This is a genomic window from Moheibacter sediminis (assembly GCF_900176425.1).
In the GTDB taxonomy this organism is placed as follows: domain Bacteria; phylum Bacteroidota; class Bacteroidia; order Flavobacteriales; family Weeksellaceae; genus Moheibacter; species Moheibacter sediminis.
In genome coordinates this window covers 267,580-288,065 of the sequence record NZ_FWXS01000001.1, presented here as the reverse complement: position 1 = coordinate 288,065, position 20,486 = coordinate 267,580, and the positions used below count along the sequence as shown (strand labels likewise).

At 30.8% G+C, this 20,486-nt stretch carries 17 protein-coding genes; 6 read left to right on the top strand and 11 right to left on the bottom strand.

The window, feature by feature from the left end; translation table 11 throughout:
• The first annotated feature begins 28 nt into the window (after positions 1-28).
• The gene (locus B8977_RS01250; protein WP_084015478.1) at positions 29-2,941 is read left to right on the top strand and encodes a M16 family metallopeptidase; all 2,913 of its coding nucleotides are present in this window, start codon (positions 29-31) and stop codon (positions 2,939-2,941) included.
• A gap of 79 nt (positions 2,942-3,020) precedes the next feature.
• On the opposite strand, the gene B8977_RS01245 is transcribed toward B8977_RS01250, so the two are convergent.
• The 3 genes from B8977_RS01245 to B8977_RS01235 form a co-directional block, all read right to left on the bottom strand.
• The gene (locus B8977_RS01245; RefSeq protein ID WP_143736268.1) at positions 3,021-3,254 is read right to left on the bottom strand and encodes a hypothetical protein; all 234 of its coding nucleotides are present in this window, start codon (positions 3,252-3,254) and stop codon (positions 3,021-3,023) included.
• 163 nt (positions 3,255-3,417) lie between these two features.
• Positions 3,418-5,175, bottom strand: coding sequence for a tetratricopeptide repeat protein (locus tag B8977_RS01240; protein WP_084015474.1), 1,758 nt, complete (start codon positions 5,173-5,175; stop codon positions 3,418-3,420).
• Between the two features lie 74 nt (positions 5,176-5,249).
• Positions 5,250-5,693, bottom strand: coding sequence for a hypothetical protein (locus tag B8977_RS01235; protein WP_084015472.1), 444 nt, complete (start codon positions 5,691-5,693; stop codon positions 5,250-5,252).
• A gap of 134 nt (positions 5,694-5,827) precedes the next feature.
• Between B8977_RS01235 and bshC the strand changes: the two genes are divergently transcribed.
• The gene (gene bshC / locus B8977_RS01230; RefSeq protein ID WP_159447435.1) at positions 5,828-7,432 is read left to right on the top strand and encodes a bacillithiol biosynthesis cysteine-adding enzyme BshC; all 1,605 of its coding nucleotides are present in this window, start codon (positions 5,828-5,830) and stop codon (positions 7,430-7,432) included.
• Positions 7,433-7,525: 93 nt separating this feature from the next.
• The gene (locus B8977_RS01225; protein WP_084015468.1) at positions 7,526-9,463 is read left to right on the top strand and encodes a LysM peptidoglycan-binding domain-containing protein; all 1,938 of its coding nucleotides are present in this window, start codon (positions 7,526-7,528) and stop codon (positions 9,461-9,463) included.
• Positions 9,464-9,519: 56 nt separating this feature from the next.
• On the opposite strand, the gene B8977_RS01220 is transcribed toward B8977_RS01225, so the two are convergent.
• On the bottom strand, positions 9,520-10,416 hold the full coding sequence (locus tag B8977_RS01220) for a T9SS type A sorting domain-containing protein (RefSeq protein ID WP_084015466.1): 897 nt from the start codon (positions 10,414-10,416) through the stop codon (positions 9,520-9,522).
• A gap of 198 nt (positions 10,417-10,614) precedes the next feature.
• On the opposite strand from B8977_RS01220, the gene B8977_RS01215 reads away from it, so the two are divergent.
• Both B8977_RS01215 and B8977_RS01210 read left to right on the top strand, forming a co-directional pair.
• Positions 10,615-11,112 (top strand): phosphoglycerate mutase family protein, encoded by a 498-nt coding sequence (locus B8977_RS01215; RefSeq protein WP_084015464.1) that lies wholly within the window; start codon positions 10,615-10,617, stop codon positions 11,110-11,112.
• 461 nt (positions 11,113-11,573) lie between these two features.
• Entirely contained in the window at positions 11,574-12,713 is a 1,140-nt protein-coding gene (locus tag B8977_RS01210; RefSeq protein WP_084015462.1) for an AAA family ATPase, read from the top strand.
• Here the strand turns inward: B8977_RS01210 and B8977_RS01205 are convergent.
• The 3 genes from B8977_RS01205 to B8977_RS01195 form a co-directional block, all read right to left on the bottom strand.
• The gene (locus tag B8977_RS01205) at positions 12,705-13,025 is read right to left on the bottom strand and encodes a hypothetical protein (RefSeq protein ID WP_084015460.1); all 321 of its coding nucleotides are present in this window, start codon (positions 13,023-13,025) and stop codon (positions 12,705-12,707) included. The genes B8977_RS01210 and B8977_RS01205 overlap by 9 nt on opposite strands.
• 152 nt (positions 13,026-13,177) lie before the next feature.
• On the bottom strand, positions 13,178-13,597 hold the full coding sequence (locus tag B8977_RS01200; RefSeq protein ID WP_084015458.1) for a hypothetical protein: 420 nt from the start codon (positions 13,595-13,597) through the stop codon (positions 13,178-13,180).
• 6 nt (positions 13,598-13,603) lie between these two features.
• Positions 13,604-14,155: a hypothetical protein gene (locus B8977_RS01195; protein WP_084015456.1), complete on the bottom strand. Its 552-nt coding sequence runs from the start codon at positions 14,153-14,155 to the stop codon at positions 13,604-13,606.
• 58 nt (positions 14,156-14,213) lie between these two features.
• On the opposite strand from B8977_RS01195, the gene B8977_RS01190 reads away from it, so the two are divergent.
• Complete coding sequence (locus tag B8977_RS01190; RefSeq protein WP_084015454.1) at positions 14,214-14,438, top strand: helix-turn-helix domain-containing protein; 225 nt, start codon at positions 14,214-14,216, stop codon at positions 14,436-14,438.
• Between the two features lie 300 nt (positions 14,439-14,738).
• Here B8977_RS01190 and B8977_RS01185 read toward each other — a convergent pair whose 3' ends face one another.
• From B8977_RS01185 to B8977_RS01170, 4 genes are all read right to left on the bottom strand, one after another.
• Complete coding sequence (locus B8977_RS01185) at positions 14,739-15,122, bottom strand: hypothetical protein (RefSeq protein ID WP_084015955.1); 384 nt, start codon at positions 15,120-15,122, stop codon at positions 14,739-14,741.
• 212 nt (positions 15,123-15,334) lie between these two features.
• Positions 15,335-16,423, bottom strand: a complete 1,089-nt coding sequence (locus B8977_RS01180) for a response regulator (RefSeq protein ID WP_084015452.1) — start codon at positions 16,421-16,423, stop codon at positions 15,335-15,337.
• A complete protein-coding gene (locus B8977_RS01175; protein WP_084015451.1) occupies positions 16,420-16,869 on the bottom strand; it encodes a response regulator in 450 nt (149 codons plus the stop codon). Before B8977_RS01175 ends, B8977_RS01180 begins: the two co-directional genes overlap by 4 nt.
• Positions 16,866-20,273, bottom strand: coding sequence for a hypothetical protein (locus B8977_RS01170; protein WP_084015450.1), 3,408 nt, complete (start codon positions 20,271-20,273; stop codon positions 16,866-16,868). The genes B8977_RS01175 and B8977_RS01170 overlap by 4 nt, the downstream gene beginning before the upstream one ends.
• Positions 20,274-20,486: the final 213 nt, after the last annotated feature.

Here is a 20,486-nt window from a genome sequence, read left to right as displayed (position 1 = left end):
TATTTGAGAATTAATACAATTAGTAAAAATGATCAAAAAACTTACGTTGATTGGTTGTTTTTTATTGTCGCTCTCTTCATTTGCGCAATTTAAAACGACTACGCACACAGACAAAAACGGCTATAGCTATGAAACTGTAGACAATGACCCTTCTAAAACAAGGGTTTACACGTTACCCAACGGACTTAAAATTTATCTTGCGCAAAACAAAGATGAGCCGAGAATCCAGACTTATATCCCGGTAAGGACCGGCTCTAACAATGACCCTGCTGACAATACGGGGTTAGCTCACTACCTGGAGCATATGCTTTTCAAAGGAACTTCGAAAATCGGTTCGCACAACTGGGAAACGGAAAAAGTTTACCTGAAACAAATTTCTGATTTGTATGAAAAACATAAAGCGGAGCCGAATGCTGAAAAGAAAAAGGTGCTTTACAAGCAAATTGATTCAATTTCAAATATTGCATCGCAATACGCAGTTGCGAACGAATATGACAAATTGATTTCATCTTTGGGTGCAACAGGAACGAATGCACACACTTGGTTTGATGAAACAGTTTATAAAAACAATATTCCTTCAAATGAATTGGAAAAATGGATGATGATCGAATCCGAACGTTTTTCTGAATTGGTTTTGAGGTTGTTTCATACGGAACTGGAAGCGGTTTATGAGGAGTTTAACCGGGCGCAGGATAATGATTTCAGATTGATTCATTATGCATTGATGAAAAATTTATTTCCTGAAAGCAATTACGGACAACAAACTACTATCGGGACTTCTGAACACTTGAAAAGTCCGTCATTGGTTGCTATTGAGAAATATTTCCATGAATATTATATTCCTAGCAACATGGCAGTTGTTTTAGTGGGAGATTTAGATTTTGACGCTACTATTAAAATGGTTGACAAATATTTCGGAAATTACAAAAAAGGAACGGAATCGAAGAAATATACAGCGAAAGAAATGCCGCTAAAAGGAATTAAAAAGATAGAAGTTTTCAGCCCATCAGCGGAAAGATTGCAATTTGCTTATCGTGTGGGCGGCTCTAAAACGAAAGATGCACAGTTGGTAAGATTGATGGACATGCTTTTGAGCAACAGCACTGCAGGTTTGATTGACCTCAACATTAACCAAAAACAAACCGTTCAATATGCAGGTGCAAATCCGCAAATCATGAAGGATTATACAGCTCATATCTTTACGGGAATGCCTAAAGAAGGTCAGTCACTTGATCAGGTAAAAGATCTGATCATCGCTCAAATCGATAAAATCAAAAAAGGAGAATTTGACGAGTGGATGATAAAAGCTGTCATCAACGATTTGAAAAAGCAACAGGAACAAGTGGTGGAAAATGCAGATGCTTTGGCTACGATGATGTATGATTCATTTATACAAGAACAAAATTGGTCTGAAATTGTTGCGGATCTGGATGAACTATCAAAATATACAAAAGCGGACATCGTGAAATTTGCCAACGACAATTACAAAGACAATTACGTAATCGTTTACAAACGTCAAGGCGAAAACAAGGATTTGGTGCGTGTTGAAAACCCGGGCATCACTCCTATTAATTTGAATCGTGAAAACGAATCAAAATTCTACAAAGATTTCCAGAAACTATCGGTAAAAGATATTCAGCCTGAATTTGTTGATTTCGAAAAATCTATCAAAAGAGAGACTTTGAAAAACGCTCCGCTTTCATTCATCGAAAACAAAACGAACAATCTTTCTCAGGTCTACTACATCACTGAAATGGGTTCTGACCACAATAAAAAATTGTCTTTGGCAATCAATTATCTGGATTATTTAGGAACTTCAAAATACAGTGCAGAAGACATTAAAAAGGAATTTTACAAATTAGGGATTGAATATGGTGTAGGTACCGGAGGTCACCGTTCGTATGTTTATATCAATGGTTTGCAGGAAAATTTAGCAAAAGGAATTGAATTGTTTGAACATTTGCTGGCCAATGCAAAAGCGGATAAAACGGCTTATGACAATTATGTAGAACAAATATTGAAAGGACGGAGAGATGCCAAAACGAACAAAAACAGCATCCAAAATGCGCTGAATCAATATGTGATGTATGGAAAGGAAAGCCGTTTCAGAGATATTTTGAGTGAACAAGAATTGCGTGCAATAAATCCTGAAGAATTGGTTTCAATCATCAAAGATTTCCTGAACTACAAACACCAGATTTTCTATTATGGAAATGATTTGGCGGGAACCAAAAAGGCTTTGACGAAATCTCATAATTTTGGTAAAAACAAAGCAATTCCTACTAAGAAAGAATATCCACAGCCTGCAACGGACGGAAAAGTTTACTTTGCTCCTTATGATATGGTTCAGGCAGAGATTTCACTTCGTTCGAGAGAAGGAAAATTCGATAAAAATTTATTGCCGTCTTCAGGGATTTTTAATGAATATTTCGGCTCGGGATTGTCTTCGATTGTATTTCAGGAAATCAGAGAATCTAAATCATTGGCTTATTCGGCTTATTGTTTTTATTCAAATGCAAGCCAGACCGATAAATACAATTACGTAAATGCGTACATCGGAACGCAGGCCAACAAATTGCCACAAGCAGTAAATGCGATGAAAGAATTGATGACAAATATGCCAAAGGCTGAAAATCAATTTATGAATTCTAGAAATGCATCATTGAAACAAATTGCAACGCAGCGTTATACGAAAACGAATATTTTCTTTTACTGGTTAAATCTTCAGGACAAAGGAATTGATTATGATTTTAACAAAGACATTTATGCACAAACGCAAAAAATGCAGATGAGTGATTTGGAGAATTTTTTCACACAGCACATCAAAGGAAAACAATCAAATGTTGGTTTGATTGGTAAAAAAGAGAATTTGGATTGGGAAGCTGTACAGAAATTAGGTGAAGTGAAGGAATTGACTCTGGAAGAATTATTCGGATACTAATTGTCACAAATAATTTGATATAAAAAAAAGAGTCCTGTTTTTATGGGACTCTTTTCATTTTCTGATTACCTCTACTTAATTACAAATAATGAGTTTTTAAATAATCGTAATTTCTGTGCTTTTTTCGGATCCATTTGACTTTCCCGAAAACTAAAATACATCCTAACAATACGTCAAATGCTAAAAATAAAATCAGCAGATACGTGTAAGTCTCTTCTTTCAATTTCACCTCGAAATTTCCAGCGATAAGACTGGATGCGACCAAGAGTAATGAAAGAAAGGTAAAGGCGGTTACAATGTGCTTTGCTTTCATAATTAAAATTTTTTTTGAAGAGGTTGTACAAACCACGTCATTTTTTTTGGATAACACCCTAAAAAAAGCGTTACAAAAGCGTTACAAATTATGTGCCGTAAATTAAATTAACATTAAAACGCTATAAAACAGCATTTTAAATTTATATTATTTGCGAAATATATTAAATGCTGTCGAGGAATTTATCTAGTTTATCTTGTGAATCGGCATTAATTTTAGTTCTTATTCTATGTTTATATTGACGTATCGAACCCTGAGAAATACCCAAAACATATGCAATTTCCTTTGGTGTCAGATTTAATTTCCGCAAATACATAAAACGAATTTCCGCCGGAGAAATGTTGGGAATTTCCTGTTGAAGCTTTTCAAAATAACCCGGATTTACTCTGTCAAATGATCGTTTAAAAACCAACCATTTATTTTCCGTCATAATGGGCTTGGACAAAAGTGCTTCAAGTGTTTTTTGAGTTTCGTTGATTTGAATTTCGTCCTTGTCTATATTTTGGTACAGTTGTTCGAGCTCATCTTCATACGCCTGCACTTCTCTGTCTTTTGATTTCAGCTCGCCTAATAAGTCTGCCAATTTTGCCTTGGATTCGCTTAATTCAAATTCTACTTCTAGTCTTTTCTTTTTAAATTTTTCTTTTTGTCTTATAAAAAGTACAATAGATAATGTAATTATCAGCAGCAAGATTACGATTAAAGATACACGTGTGATAAGCGTTACTCTTTGTTGGTGTTCTGTTTTTAGCTGTTCTTTGAGCAGCTCCTGGATTCTTTCTTTCTCCAAAGTTTGTTTCAGACCTTGATCATTTTTTATTTTGAAATAATCAGTGGCTAGAATCAGTGCACTGTCTTTGTAAAAATAAGCTTCTCTGAAATTTTCTTTTTTCTGTTTATCTACAGCAAGTAAACGGTAAATTTCTTTTCTGATCTTGAGAGGGATATTATATTTTTTTAATAATTCTTCCAATTCAGGAGTTACTTCAGAAAGTTGAATCCATTTTTCCTGAGCATTGTAAACTTTTCCTAGAAGCATTAGTTTTCGAGCGATTACAATGCCTATTTCTTCAGAATCATTTGCATTCAGTTGCGGGTTTCCATTTAAAAAAGTTAAAGCCTGGTCATACTTCTTTTGGGTGATAAGCACATTTGCAATATTGTTTTTGGCTACTCGAACCCAAATGTCTTTTTTGTTATCGCTTGAAACTTTCAATAATTGGTTAAAACTCTTAATCGCTTGGTCGAAATGTTCACTTTGTTCGTAAATTAAACCCTGAGTATTGATGATATTGCACTCAAGTGTTGAATAATAATTATTATCCAATCTTTGTGCCTCCTCCAAAAATTTTAATGCTTTAGCATCATAACCAATCATATAATTGATGTAGCCTATATTGTACAAAAGCTCTTGTTTATCAGGCAATTCTTTCGCTGATAGTTGTTGCAAATAAGGATAAGATTCGTTGAGATAAATATACGCTTCACCATAATTATTTTTTTCATACAAATAATGAAAACCTATTGCCTGTCTCACTCTGGCTTGCAGCTGTGTAGCTTGTTCACTATCTACCTTTTTCAACAAAGAATTCATTTCAGGCAAATATTTAGAATAATTTCGAGAGGACAGAAATATATATTTCAGAAATTCTGCTTCCAATTCCAATTCCTTATCATTGGCTTTTCGCGCGACCTCTGAAAGTTTTTTGACTTTTTTAAAATATGCAGCAGAATCGACTTCTATTTTATATTGGGTATGGAAGTTATGGAATAAAAACATATGTCTGTCTCCGTAACTTTTACCGACAATAGATTCATAATCTTCATTTTGTCCAAATGCTTTTAAGCAAATGAAATTTAGAAAAATTAAAAAAAATATAGGTTTAAGCAGTTTTGTTTTGACAAAGACTACTTGCGACAATTTGATATGGTTTGGTTAAAGGGCTGTAAAAAACAGACCGACTGGAGACAAATTTAGCAGGAAAAATTTAAATTTTAATCATTCAAATCCTCTTCTATGTCTCTTTTTGCTTCTTTTGCCTTTTCAGTTACAACATCTTCCTCTTCTTCGACTCTGGAAATCGTATCAGAGATTTTATTTTCCACGTTTTGAACGGCATCTTTTCCTTTCTCAACTAAATCTTCGGCTGCGTTCTTTGTGTCTTCCCATACATCCTGCGCTTTTCCAGAAACATTTTCTGCTGTGTCTTTTGTACTTTCCCAGGTATCTTTAGCGACTTCTTCCGCTTTGTCCGCAGCTTTGGACAAAGCTTCTTTTGTAGAATCCACTGCTTTTTCAATCGAATCTCCCGCTTTGTGGGCGTATTCTTTAGCAGTTTCAACAACTTTTTCGCCAGTTTCTACTGCTTTTTCTTTTGTTTCAGAAGCAGTTTCTTGTGCGCCTCCAAACAGATTTTTAAAAAATGAACCTAATCCCATATGTGTAATTTAAATGTTTATAATTCACTAAGTTAATAAGAAAGTAAATATGATTTCAAACTTTCTAAATTTAAACCTCAGATTTGGCGTTGTATTTGTAAATTTGTTCACGTTTTATTTTTAATTTTCTGTCTTTGGACTTAGCAAAAAATACTTATCTGAACTCTGAACAATATGGGAAGTTCTCCCCGCTTATCACAGACTATCTTCTACAGAAAGACAATGTACGGCAGCTTTATTCTGCATTTCCTTCGGATGATTCTTTTGTAAATCATACCAAAGAGAAACTGAGTCAATACAAACACAGAGAAATTGTTCACAAAGTTTTGAGCGAACAAATGAGCGGTTTGAATTTATCAGAAAAACAAATTCAAAATCTCAATAAATTTAAACTTTCTAATACAGCAACGGTTACTACAGGACACCAGCTCAATCTGCTAACGGGACCGCTTTATTTTTTCTATAAAATTTTGCAGGTCATTCGATGTTGTGAGGAAATGAACGCAAAACATCCGGAATTCAATTATGTTCCTGTTTTTTGGATGGCAACGGAAGATCATGATTTTGCAGAAATCAACCATTTTTACCATAAAAACCAAACCGTTCATTGGGAAAAAGATGCTTCCGGTGCGGTTGGAAGATTAAATCTTGACGGAATTGAAGGGGTGTTCAACGTATTTTCAAATCAACTTCCAAACATTTCAAACGCTCAGACTTTAAAAGAATTAATTCAAAATTCTTATTTGAATTCCAAAACACTTGCTGAAGCAGCGCAAAAACTTGTGCATTCTTTGTTTGGAGAATTTGGATTGTTGATAATTGACGGTGATGACAGAGAATTGAAAAAACTGATGATCCCTGCTTTTCAGGATGAATTAATCAATAATAGTGCGTTTAAAAAAGTTTCGGAGTCGAATCAGTTTTTAATTGAAAATAATTATTCCATTCAGGTTAATCCACGCGAAATCAATTTATTTTATTTAGGAAATGGAAACATTCGCGAACGAATTGTTTTTGAAAATGAACATTTTTATGTGTTGGATTCTGAATTTAAATTCACTCAAGAAGAAATCATTTCAGAATTAAATTCAAATCCCGAAAAATTCAGTCCAAATGCTTTACTGCGTCCGTTTTATCAGGAAACGATTTTACCGAACATCGCTTACATCGGAGGAAGCGGAGAAATTGCTTATTGGCTTCAGTTGAAGAATTATTTTGATACACAAGACATTATTTTCCCATTATTAATCGTCAGAAATTCAGTTTTAATTTTAAATCAAAAACAAAAATCAAAACTGGAAAAACTGGATTTGGATTACAAAGATCTGTTCCGGCCATTGTTTGAATTGGTTTCAGGAAATGTGATGGAACATACTGATACCAAAATTGATTTTGCTTATTACAAATCTCAGATTCAGCACATTTTCAATGAGCTGTCAGAAAAATCAGCACAAACCGACATTACATTTGCAAATATGATCAATGCCCAACGCGTAAAACAGTTGAAGGGCATGACTAAAATGGAGCAAAGGCTCGTGAAAGCAGAAAAGAAAAAGAATTCTGAGCGAGTAGAACGCATCGAAAATATTTATTCTGAACTTTTTCCAAAAGGAAATTTGCAGGAACGCGTGATGAATTTTTCTGATTTCTGGATTGAATACGGGAGCGGATTTGTCAAAGAAATTTATGAGGAAATACATCCTTTCGAATTTCGTTTTATCATAAAAACTTTACCTTAACAGAAAGAATTGTACTTTTGTTTCTCATTTTAAATGAGACAATGGCATTCCATTTGAGTTTAAACAACACGATTAAAAATTTAAAATATACAGATGAAAAATCTCTTTTTAGCTATATTTTTCCTGATGGGTTTCAGCATTTTTGCACAGCAGCAGAAGCACACAGTTCAGCCCAAAGAAACCATTTACGGGATTTCTAAACAATACGGAATCAAACAGGATGACTTGAAAAAAGCTAATCCTTTTCTAAATGACAGAGAGTTGAAAATCGGGGATGTTTTGACAATTCCGGGTGCAAAAGGAGAAAATATTCCTTCATCTGACGGACAAATCAAAACAAATGTTACGCAGCCTGAGGATGTTTTCATCCCGAAAGAAGACGAGAATTTCATCTATTATGAAGTAAAAGCCAAACAAACTTTGTACTCGTTGACCAAAGAATATAATATTACTGAAGAAGCTTTGAAAAGCTTAAATCCGCAGTTAAATCAAGGATTAAAAGCGGGTGACGTCATCAGAATCCCTAAGAAAAAACAAGATGCTCCGACAGAAACGGTGGTTGTTCCTGACGGAATGCATTTAATCCAAAGAGGTGAAACGATTTATTCTTTATCAAAATTATTTGGTGTGACGGAAGATGAATTATATATCGCCAATCCAAGCTTACAAACTGAGGGTGTGAAAGTCGGTTCATTCATCAACATTCCTAAAAAAGGAGCTTCTAAAGCCGTGATTCAGGATGGATTTATCGAACATACTGTAAAAGCTGGTGAAACGATTTATTCGATTACGAAATTGTACAAAATCAAATTTGCTGATTTGCTGAAAGAAAATCCTGCATTATCAGAAGGTTTGAAAACGGGAATGGTTTTGAAGATTCCTTTGCAAGACGGTGCAAATATCATCAAAGCGCCTGGAAAAATCAAGAGAATTGACGACAATGAAATAAATATCGGATTGATTCTTCCATTTCATTTGAAAGGCGGAAGTGCGCAGGAAAAAACGATTTCCACTGACATATTGATTGGCGCAAAAATGGCTTTAGATTCATTAGCGCAACAAGGTAAAAAAATCAACCTGAAAGTGATGGACTCTGAGAACAAATCCGCTACTATAGAAGGTTTGTTGGCGACAACTGATTTCTCAAAATTTGATGCAGTGGTAGGACCTTTATTTGCTACGAATTTCAAATCATTTGCAACCATGATGGAAGGTTCGGGAATTCCGGTCGTTTCCCCGTTGAGTAATTCTGAAGATTTGTTGGGAATCGAAAATGTAATCATCGCCACACCTAGTGACAAAGCGATTTCAGATAAAATTATAGAGGAAATCAAAGCGAATTACAAAGGCGAAAATATACAAATATTAACGGATGACAAACATGCTGATCTTGCAAATTATGTTTCTGATCAATTGAATAAATCATTGTCAAAACCTGGAATTATCATCGTAAAAGATGCTAATCAGCTTCAGCAAAAATCTCAAACTGTTGATGAAAAATTAAGTGACGGAACTACTGTGAAACAAGAATATTTCACGCCCACAATTGCTGTTTTGGTTTCGGACAACAACACTTTGGGGAATGCTTATGTTGAAAGGTTGAAAAAATTCAACGCGGAAAACGTTACCGCTTATGGTATCAAATATGTTTCGGCTTATGACATTTACAACGATAAGAACTCTAAAAATATCGCCGCGCTGAAAAACATTGGATTTACTTTTGGAGCAGTTAGATTGGTTAATATCTATGGTACAGGAGAAAGAAATACGCTAAACAAATTCATGGATATCTATTGCGTTACACCAAATGAGTATCAGCAAATCGGGTTTGACATTATGTATGACCTAGTCGACAGAATGAATAAGAAAGGTGATGTTCTTAATTCATTGAATGGTGATAAAACTCGGCTGGCAACAAAATTTGATTATCAAAAATCCGGAAAAGCTTACCTCAACGAAGCTGTGCGTGTAGTACGCTTATTTGTGAAAGAAGAAGAATCTCCGGATGATGTGGAGGATATTAAAGACTAGTTTTTTAATTCTTTTCGCTGACTGATATTGATTATTAAAAAATAGAAATTAAATTTCTATTTTTTAATAATTTCTTTTGACTCTATACCATTGGCTGTCTCAAGCTTTAAAATATAAATTCCTTTATTCAGACTTCTAATATCCAATTTAGTTAATTTTCTATTTGCAGACTGGGATTTTATTAATCCTCCGGCAGTATCATATAATTTAAATGATTTAATAGATTTGTCACTTTCTACGTATAGAATATCAGCTACGGGGTTGGGATAAATTTTAATATTATTTTGTTTAGTAATATCTGATGCTGTCATTGATTCCAAATTTTTAATATTGATATTATCGACATAAAAACTTGTCCCGAAATCATCTGTCCTAAAATCCAAAATATCGTACCGAGTTATTGATGAATCAATTGCAGCACTATGGATCAATGAATTATCTAAATAATAATTAACTGTATGGCTGGTAAAATCCAATTCAATTTTTACTTTGTACCATTGATCATTTACAAATATGCTTGAAGTTGATACAAAGTCAAAATCTCCTTGATCATAAATTTCTACATTTCCTATTGCATTAAAATCAACGCCTGCAATCATTTCATAATCAGAATTATAAATAACCACCCAATTATCAGACCCACCGATTTCCTCAACATTAATATCAAAAGTAATTTCAGATTTTTCATAAAATGGAATTGTAGATTCAACTCCATAATCATCTTTAACAGATTCATTACTGTTGATTTTCACAGATTGGAGTCCGTCAGAAGCTTTTAAAGCAGTGACAACTGTCTGGTCGCCGGAAGTTTCTCCCCAAGTTTGCCAATTAAATTGTCCTCCTAATGCAGCAAGCGTATAACCTTCCTCACTTTCAAAAGATATCTTAGCTTCTTGTCCGGTAACAAGTCCGGAAAACAAAATGATTGAATAAACACTTAGTTTTTTTCTCATAATTTAAATTGATTAGTTTACAAATATGAGATTTTTTTTAGAATTGAATAAATCTTTTTAAATAATTGGTTATCAATATATAATATCTAACGATGATGTAATTCTGCAAAAAAAATCGCCCCTTATAAAAAAAAATCGTAATGTTGTTTTTAAATAAATTAGTCTATATGACTTATTTTTAATTTAAACCTTTAACCTATGAAAAACAAATTACTTAGCTTCCTTTTGTTGTTGCTCTTATCAATTACGATTTATGCTCAAAAAACGCATATTTACATTGTGCGACACGCAGAAAAGGACATATCTAATCCGCAAGACCCTAATCCCAGTTTAAGTGTAGAGGGTCTCTTAAGGGCTATAAAATTGGCTGATGAATTAAAGAAAATTAAAATATCAGCAGCATACTCGACCCCCTTCACAAGAACTCAACAAACTCTGGAACCTACTGCTGAACGCAATAGATTAGACATAATTAATTACGACCCCAGCAACAATAGTAGTTTGGTAAATGATGTACTGACTAATTATACTAATAAAAGAGTTATAATAGCAGGACATTCCAATACCATCCTAGAAATTCTGGAAGCATTTGGAGGTGAAAGACCTATTTCTGAAGTTTCCGAGGATGATTATGGTAATTTCTTTCATATCGTAATTTCAGAAAGTGGTGTAAGGGTATTTCATAAAATATATTAGAATTAGAATATTTTGAATATAGTTAATGAATAATTAAACAGATGAACGAGGCATTACTGGATTGTCTCGTTTATTGTGTGATTGGATTTAGAAGTTTCTCTCAGCATAGCAAAACCCCACAAAAAAAGCACCTACATTTCTGCAAGTGCTTTGATTAAGTGCTCCCCCTCTTGGGCTCGAACCAAGGACGCTGAGATTAATAATCTCTGCCTCTAACCAGCTGAGCATTATTGTATTATTCCTTACATTGATAATGTATGTATTTATGAGTATGCCTAATTGTTTGCCTTTTTACTAATTATGCTAACATAATAGAGAATTGTTTTGACAGTGTATATTTCTTAATTTAAGAGATAATGGAATATCACTAAACTACATTTATATTTGTCCAACCATATAATAAAATGGACATTGGACATGTTTGTGTCTTATGTTATTTTAAGATTTAATATCAAAAATTGATGATAAATGATAATTTAGATTTTGAAGATAATTTACCAAGAGAAATATATTCTGCTGATGAGATAGAACCTAATAGCATTCTTAGCTTTGAGGATTTATTTTCTGATGATACACAAGAGTTTTCAACTAATTCAATGACTATTAAAGCAGAACCAACAGTAAGTTTTAATTCAGATGATTACTCAGCGCTCAAATTATTCAATTTTGATTACCAGGAACTACCTAAACTTATAGACCCTATTTTCCCACAAATAGGCTTAGCATCATTGGTAGGTTCATCTGATACTGGTAAAAGCACATTTTTAAGACAACTTGCAGTATCTATTGCTATGGGTTTAGATAAATTTGTTGGTTATAAATTAAATCCAATTCATAGAAATGTAATTTTTATAAGCACAGAAGATGATCCTGTATCTACAAGTATATCAATCAAAAAACCAGTATCAAGAATATTAAAGGAAACTAAGAAAGATATTCAGTTACTTAATCATTTGAAATTTATTTTTGAAGTCGATACTAATGCAGACAGTTCTAATAATATAATAAAAGTCTTGGAAAAAGATTTACTGAAAACTCCAGTAGATTTAGTAGTTGTAGATGCATTTACTGATATTTTCAGCGGAGATATAAATTCCAGTACTAAAGTCAGAGAATTCCTTAATCAATTTAGCAAATTAGCCAAAGCTCATAACTGCCTTATTTTATTTCTACATCACACAGGAAAAAAGACACACAAATTCACAGCGTCTAAAGATAATATCTTGGGTTCTCAAGCATTTGAAGCCAAGATGAGGGTAGTATTGGAATTGAAGCAGTATCCAAATGATGAAAACCTAAGGACTTTGACTGTAACCAAAGGCAACTATATATCTTCCAAAGTCAAGAAGTTCTCGAAGGTGCTTTCCTTTGATGAGGAAACTCTACTGTTTCAAGATACTGGTAAGAATCTGCATAGTGATTCTCTGGCATCCTTAGCTTACACTAATCCCAAAAAGGATGATATGCTTCCTATTATCGAGAACCTGCATAAGGAAAAGAAATCAATAAGGCAGATTGAAGCAGAGCTTAAAAAGTCTGGATATAAAATTGGAAAATCTACTGTTGGTAATTATATCAAAGAACTAAAAATGCTAACATAATAGAGAATGATAAATCTGGGAATTGATTTTCTTAATAGATAAATAGAAGTAATATTTTACTTGTATGAATTTAAACTCAATAAGTTTTTCTGTTTTCTCTAAGTCTCTTTTGTTGATTTGAACTATTACAGCAACTAAAATATCCCAGTAAAAGATTAATTCAATACGGACTGGTTTAATTCCGAAGATTTCAATTTTTCCAAAATAATTATAGCTATCACACCCATTAATTCTTTGGTTGATTGGTTCTAATTCAAATTCCCAGTTTTCATATTCCATACCCAATTCAAATGGCAAAAAAGGTTTCTTCATAAATTTTGAATTTAGGGTTAAAAAAAACCACCCTATAAGAGTGGTTGTAAGTTATAAATAGACAGGGAATAAACTCCCTCTAATAAGTTCCTCTCCAAGCATCATTTTTCATCTTAAATTGTTTTTAGGGTTTAATTTTTTGGTTAACAAAATTACTTTAACAGAACCCGAAGCATCATTTTATATCTATTTGACACATTAGGCAAATCTTTCGTATTTATTGCATCTAAAGCCTTTGCCGAAGAATCTAATAAATCCTTGACCACAAATATGTGCCCACTATCCACATCAACATATTCATAATCCTCAACTCCCAAACCTTCAAGTTTCTTTAATATTATTTTGAACTTCCCTTCTGATTTTCTGTAATAAATTTCATAGGAATTATCTGTTTTAATTAACTTCTCGACATCACCATATTTCTCTTCAGAATTTTCCATTTGAGTTGCGTTTTCAGCATCAAAAGTCATAAATAATAATACACCTGCTCCATATTCCTTTGTTTGAGAATAAATATTGATTGAAAGTAAGTTTAAAAGCAGAATTATTACTTTGATAATTAAATTTTTCATTGTACTCTATCTTTTGTCTTTTAACTCAAAATAATAATCTGTATAATAGTATTTTCTTTGAAAGTTTTTTGATTTGCTTAAGCCTGAAGCTTCCACTATCATAACAGGTTTACCTCCTTTTTTATCATAAGCAAATTTAAATAGATGTAGTTTTTCGTCTTTTGGAGTATTGAGTAATTTTTCTTTAGTTGGAGCATATTCTTCAATATATAATCCTTGCTCATAAGTTGTATTAGTTAACTCAACAGGCCCATATTCATAAATCTTTACACCTCCTTGATTAAAGTCAAGAATTCCAATTGAACTAAAATCTAAGTCATAGCCTAAAGAATATTTTTCTTTTACAAGAGTTCCATTATCTATAGAAATATGTGTAATGTGAAATGTTTCTTGAGAATAAGAATTAATTAATCCACATATTAATAAGATTAAAAAGTAAATCATTTTTTTCTTCATAGTATATAAGTTTTTGTTAATGAAAGTTGATAAATATATTATAGTTCTAAAAGTATCAATTACGGGTTTCCGCAATTCTATTATAAATTTTAAACTTGCCATATATGGCATTTGATTCAGCAAATATAAAACATTACTTGACTTGTCAAATATGTCAAGTATGGAAAAGGTTGAATTGTTAAAAAATGTTGGGAAGAAAATTCAGGAAATTAGAATAGGCAAAGGCTTAACACAAGTAGATTTGGTTGGCAAAATTCAAGGGGAAATTGATACAACCAATATTTCCAGAATAGAATCAGGTAGAACTAACCCTACAATTTTCACATTGTATAGAATAGCTAATGCTTTAGAAATTGAACTAAAAGATTTAATAGATTTCAAATAAAAAAACGCTATTTATTATAATCTCTAATATTTGAAATTTTCAGATTTACATTGAAATTCACAGGTTTTAGATGAATTTGTGTTTACAATTATTTATTACCAGGAAGTTCTTATATTATATACAAAACATATTTAGTCACATAGCATTATTTGATTAATTATGAAGAGTACTCACTTTTTCTCAATCCTACTATAAAAGATAGAAAATCTGAGATTTGAAAAAATATCCGAATTCTACTGTTCTATATTATATAAGAAACAATGAAATTCGGATATTGTATGTTACAAGACACTCCTGGTATTACGCAACTGCCAATTCTGCTTTACCATTCTTAGAGAATGCATCTGGATTTCCACTCATCCATGGAGCTTTCTCTTGTTTAGGTTTCTGCTCTTGAACATATTGGTATCTGTAGGTAAGCATAATCACTTCTCCTGTTTCCTGTACCGTGTACTCATAAGGGTCACAATCCACTTTCTCTATTTCTCCTGGCATCTGAGTTCCAATAAGAGCTGTACAAGTAATCCCATCAAATGTAGAGGGAATATAGGCTTTCTTTGCAGTAGCATAGAACTGCCCTGTCTTTTGGCTTTGTACAAGTTCAATACCTCCTTGCACTTCCAATACAAAGAATGAACTTCCATCATCTTTGTTTCTTTCTTTAAAATTGATAATTGTTACCATTGATTTTGAATTTGAGTTGAAAAATTTTACCATCAGGAACAAAGTATTTCTACTGAAATAAACTACAGCTATCATCTTGAATTTATAAGTCAGCCTGAAAATGTTTTTTCCTATTAGAACGGTAGGGGGAGTTTGCCCCCGAGAACAAGTGGGGGTGTTTTATATACGTGAGGTTATGAATTCACAAATCTTTCAAAATTTTTTTGAAAGATTTAAAAAATAGCCAATTCTTTAAAAAGATCATCAAGTAGAATCTTAAAATTTGAATAAACTTCATGCTTGCAATCAAAAGCTTGGATAAGCTTACGGAAATCATCTTTATTTGAAATTTTAACCTTTTTTAAGTAAAGGGGATTTAAGTCTGCATTATTCTTCCTTTCAATATATTGCAAGGTAGTTTCTTCATGTTGTATCCAATCTTTCGGGGCTTCAACAAATGTAGGAACCCTATATTCAAGCCATCCTTTATCATCAGCTAATTTTAATATTTTAGTTGGAAATAAAGACTCAATTTCTATTTCAATTTTACATCCTAATTTATAATATTTCAAAATTTCTTCGCTGTAAGAAGGCTTTAATTGATAAATACTACAACATCTTTTTTCATTATCAGTAAGATTCCTCTCCTCGATTTTTTTTCTCGCTATATTACCAGCTTCATCAGAATCTAATAAACCAATCGCTTTAATGTAAACTCCATCTAACATCTGAAGTTTCATTGCCCAAATAGGAACCTGATTAGCAACCCAATTTGCCCCTGCATTTTTTTGTGAAATAATATGCAAGAAATCCTTTTTCTCAGGATAGAACAAATCAATTGCCTCTTCTATATAAGTTTTATCTGTTAAGCCTTCAGTAAAAATTGATGGTTTAACAGATGTAGCTTCGATTGAATTTGATTCAAAATTGGTATTTACAATATGGTTCAGTAATAAATTAAATTCATTTTTCCAATTTTCACAATCATATCTGAACTGAATAACCTTCCAAATTGATGAAAATGTCAAAGATTCGTTTTCATGTTGAGTAATTCCTACAATATAATTTGGTATTTGAAGTTCTTTTTTTCTATAAATTTCATTTATAAAAAAATTCCCTCCATCTTGTCGGAGTTCTCCATCTTGTCGAAGTGGCAATACTAAATCAACTACTGCTAAATTGTAATTTTTAAGTTTAACTAAATCTATTGCGTTTAGGATATTCTCAGCAGTTTCAATTATTGCATTGGGAATAGCTTTATAAATTAGAAAAGTTAGTTCCGAGATTTTCTCTATGCTGTCATCAACAATTAAAATTTTCATAAACAATCATCAATAATTAATTTTAAATTGTTTTTCCAATTATCTTCTTGAGAAGAATAAAATATATAACCTTTATAAAAAGATGGGAAATTTTTATTTAATTTTTCATCCAAATCTTCAATATTTAAAAAAGATTCACCTATCCCGAACTCAGAAAACATTGTAATTAAAGCCGTCGGAATTTGCTTATTCTTTCTTTTCATTTCACTTAAAATTCTATGACCTCCTAATTGCTCAAAGTTATTTATTGTATTATTTAATGCTCCTTCACGAGTAGGCAAACTCATATCCAATAATAGTAGATCATATTCTTTAGAAAATAACTCTCTTAAGCCCGATGTTAAAGATTCTTTTATGATAATATTAAATGGCGAATATTCTTCAAGAAACTTCTTTATATCGTTTGCTTTAGTTCTGTTATCCTCTATTAATAATATATTTTTCATTGTAAATTGACAGGTTTGTAAATAAGCTTAATTTCCAATATTACTTTAAAGCTATCTTCAAGTATATTAAATTTAATATTACTATCATTCGCCTTAATGTCATATTTTAATATTCTATTAATTTTTTGATACCCACTTCCGCCTTCCCTGTTAACATTAATGAATGATGAATTCCAATTATTTACTACATAATTAACCTTTGGAATTACATCTTCTTTTCTTTCTTGTGTATTATTACTGACTTCAATATTGAAAGCAAGTATAGAATTATTATTCAAAAGAGAAAATTCTGATGTACAAATTACTAAATTGACTAAATCATTACTTAATTTCGAATGCTTTATAGTGTTTTCCAGCAGTATTTTAAAAATTTCAATATATGAGTATCCATTCTCAACTAATAAGTTTTCAGGGATTTCAATTTTTGGTTCTATTTTAATTGAAGAATTGTAATTAATTATTTCTAATGCAGTATGAATAATTGTTTCAATATCTAATGTAGAATCATCAAAATAGGAAGTTAATTTAAACCATTTTGATACTTCAAAAAGTTCATTTCCAACTTGTGTTTTGGAATAATTAATTTTTTGCTTCAATTCAGAGTGAACAGAGCCTCCAATAAATGGTATATCACTTATCATCTTATCCAATTCATCAATAATTTTATTAAATTCATTATTTACTTCTTCTCGGATAAATGATGCGATTTTCTTTAAAATATTTTCTGTGTGGGTTTTTAACATTGAAAACCAATAATTTTGAAACTCACTGTAATCATCAATTGTATTTTTAACCTCGTTAAATGCTACCCATAAGAATTCCTCTGAAAAATTATAATTAAATAAACCCTTAGCCTTTTTAGTATGCTTGTATGATTGAATTTGCAAATACTCGTTTTTAATATTTAAAATTAAATCATCAATTTTTTCTGAAAATATTTTTAGTTCTGCTTGAATTCCATTTGAAATTTCATCTCTATACTCATTTTCCTCACATAATGTTTTCCAATATTGAATATCATTATAAATATCATTATTTTTTATTGAAACCAGCATGTTACTTGAGAAAACGCGTCTTAATTGATTTTCAAGAACTCCATGTCTAATTCTTGTGCTTAAGTCACCATCCAATCCATGTTCTTTACTAAATAAGAATAAATTAGTAGCCTCAAAAACTATTGATTTAAAAGCTAAATATGAAGCATCTTGAAGCTTATTACTCGGTGAGGTCTCCAATTCCGACAAATACATATTAAGTAATACATCGGGTTCAACTAACTCTAAATTATTTTTTTGAGAATAGTTTTTTAATTTAATAAATCTATTAAAACTAATCTCTAAATTATTATTTTTATCTTCTTTAATTCTATTGAAATTTAAACTTATTTTTCCGTCATTATAATTTTGTAATGTACTGTCAATACTTTTTTTTCTTAGTAAAAATGCAATTTCCTCATAATATTTATCAATCGAAGCTTGATTTATAGAAATTAATTTTCTTAATATTTTTATTCTTTCATTAATAACATCATCATCATTTTCAAAAATTGCATAGAAATTATTCAAAACAGCTAAAGAACATACATTTTCAAGTAAGAAAATCTGTTTTTCTTTTAATTCATTATTTTCTGATATTACAATTTCAGAAGGTTTTTCAATTGAAATAGAAGTTAAATATTCATCCAGTGATGCAAATAAGAAATAAGTGGAAGTATCTACAATATGAAAAAATATAGGCAAGTCTAATGTTAGATTTTCAATATTGTAATTTTCATTAATAATTATTTCTACAATTGAATTTAAATCAAGTTTTTTTAATAAATATGTATTTTTAAAATAACTATTTACAAGTAATGTTAATAATTGAGAAAAATTATGTTCTTTTAAGTGAACCTTACAAGTATAAATAAGTACCTCGTCATAAAAAAATATGCTTAAGTTCTCATTAGAAATTAATTTTAATAAAAAAGATATGTCTTGTTTTTCAAACATATCTCCTATTCTGCTTTTGTATAGATCTTTTTTTACTTCTGGAATTTCTATTTTATCGATTATTTCATAATTATCTTTACCTAATGCATAATTTATTTTAAGGGAAATATGTTTTTCTACATCTACATCTCCAAATTTTAAGGTTTGTCTAAATCCATCCCATGTAATTATGTTAGGATTAGAGTAGAATGAGTAAAAGAAGTATCTTTTTTCTATTAAATTATTAGTTAATTCATATCCAGATACACCTACAACTAACGATATTAATTGTTTAAAGAAACCAATTTTAGAAAAGCTTAAATAGTATTTTATTAAATTTTCTCTTGCTTCATAAAAACGTTCTCCTTTAGAGTATAATTCATATAGAGACTTTAAAATAGCATCTATTTCTGAACTTATATTGGGGCTGGAATATCCTTCTTTTAATTCTATAATACATTTAGTATAAGTTTCATATAACTCTATAGCGGTAGGATATTTTTTTATTAATTCAATAGATTTGATTTTGCTTTCTGAATATTGACCTTTAGAATATATGTCAAAAAGAGATAAGATTTCTTCATTGAAGTCTTCAACAATTTTATTAACTATAATTTCTCTTAATCTATTTATTCTGAAGTCAGTTATTTTAGCTTTATCTAAATCAATTAAGACATTTTCTATCAATGAGTGATATTGTATATCATTTGATAAATGATATAACACTTCAATCAGCAAAAGATATTTGTCAATAACAGAGAGTTTACAGCTTAGAAAAAGAATGAGAGAAAAACTTTTGTAAGAATTATTAAAAACATCTCCAAGATTTAATAAAAAATATTCCGAAGTTTCTTGGTCTAAACCACTAATTAGATTTTCTAAATCTTTCATATACTGAAAGGCTGTAACTTCTTTTTCAGCTTTTTTTGAATAAAATTCTAAAAAAATTTGCGAAATAGGATGTTTTAAATTGGAGTTTAGTTCCTTTAATAAAGTCCAGTTTTTCTCATCTCCTTTACTACCAACTAATGAAAATAGAATTTCCATGCTCCAAAATGAATAACATACATTTACATTTATATCATCAATGATTTTTTTTGCTTTATCAAAATCAGACATGAGAATGCTTTTTTCTACCTCATTCTCATAAATAAAAAACTTATTTATTTCTTCTGAAAAGGGTAATATGCTTTTAACAAGCCAAGCTAATTCTCCATCAAGATTACCAGTAAATTTAAGTTTATCTCCTGTAATTATATCTTGATAGCTTTTTGGTAATCCACCTTCCTTAATTAACTTTTTTGCAAGAGGATGTTTCATTGATAAATCAATTTTTTTTGAAACATCTCTATAAGAAGAAACTTTTATACTCATTAAAAAGTTAAGTGTGTCTCTTGCTTTAAATAAATCTCTAATGAAATTATCTGGTTTCATTTTTATGTTATTATTTTCAAATATATCAAAAAGAATTTCACACTTATTAAGTACCTACTAATAAGTGTGAAATAACATTTAAAAATTTATAAATAATAATTCTTTTTGTTAACCCACTAATTTAAATTGTTGATAATTTATAAATACTATGTACATTTGTATATTAAATACTGGCAAAATGAAAAATATTTTTTTGACATTTATTTCTTTATT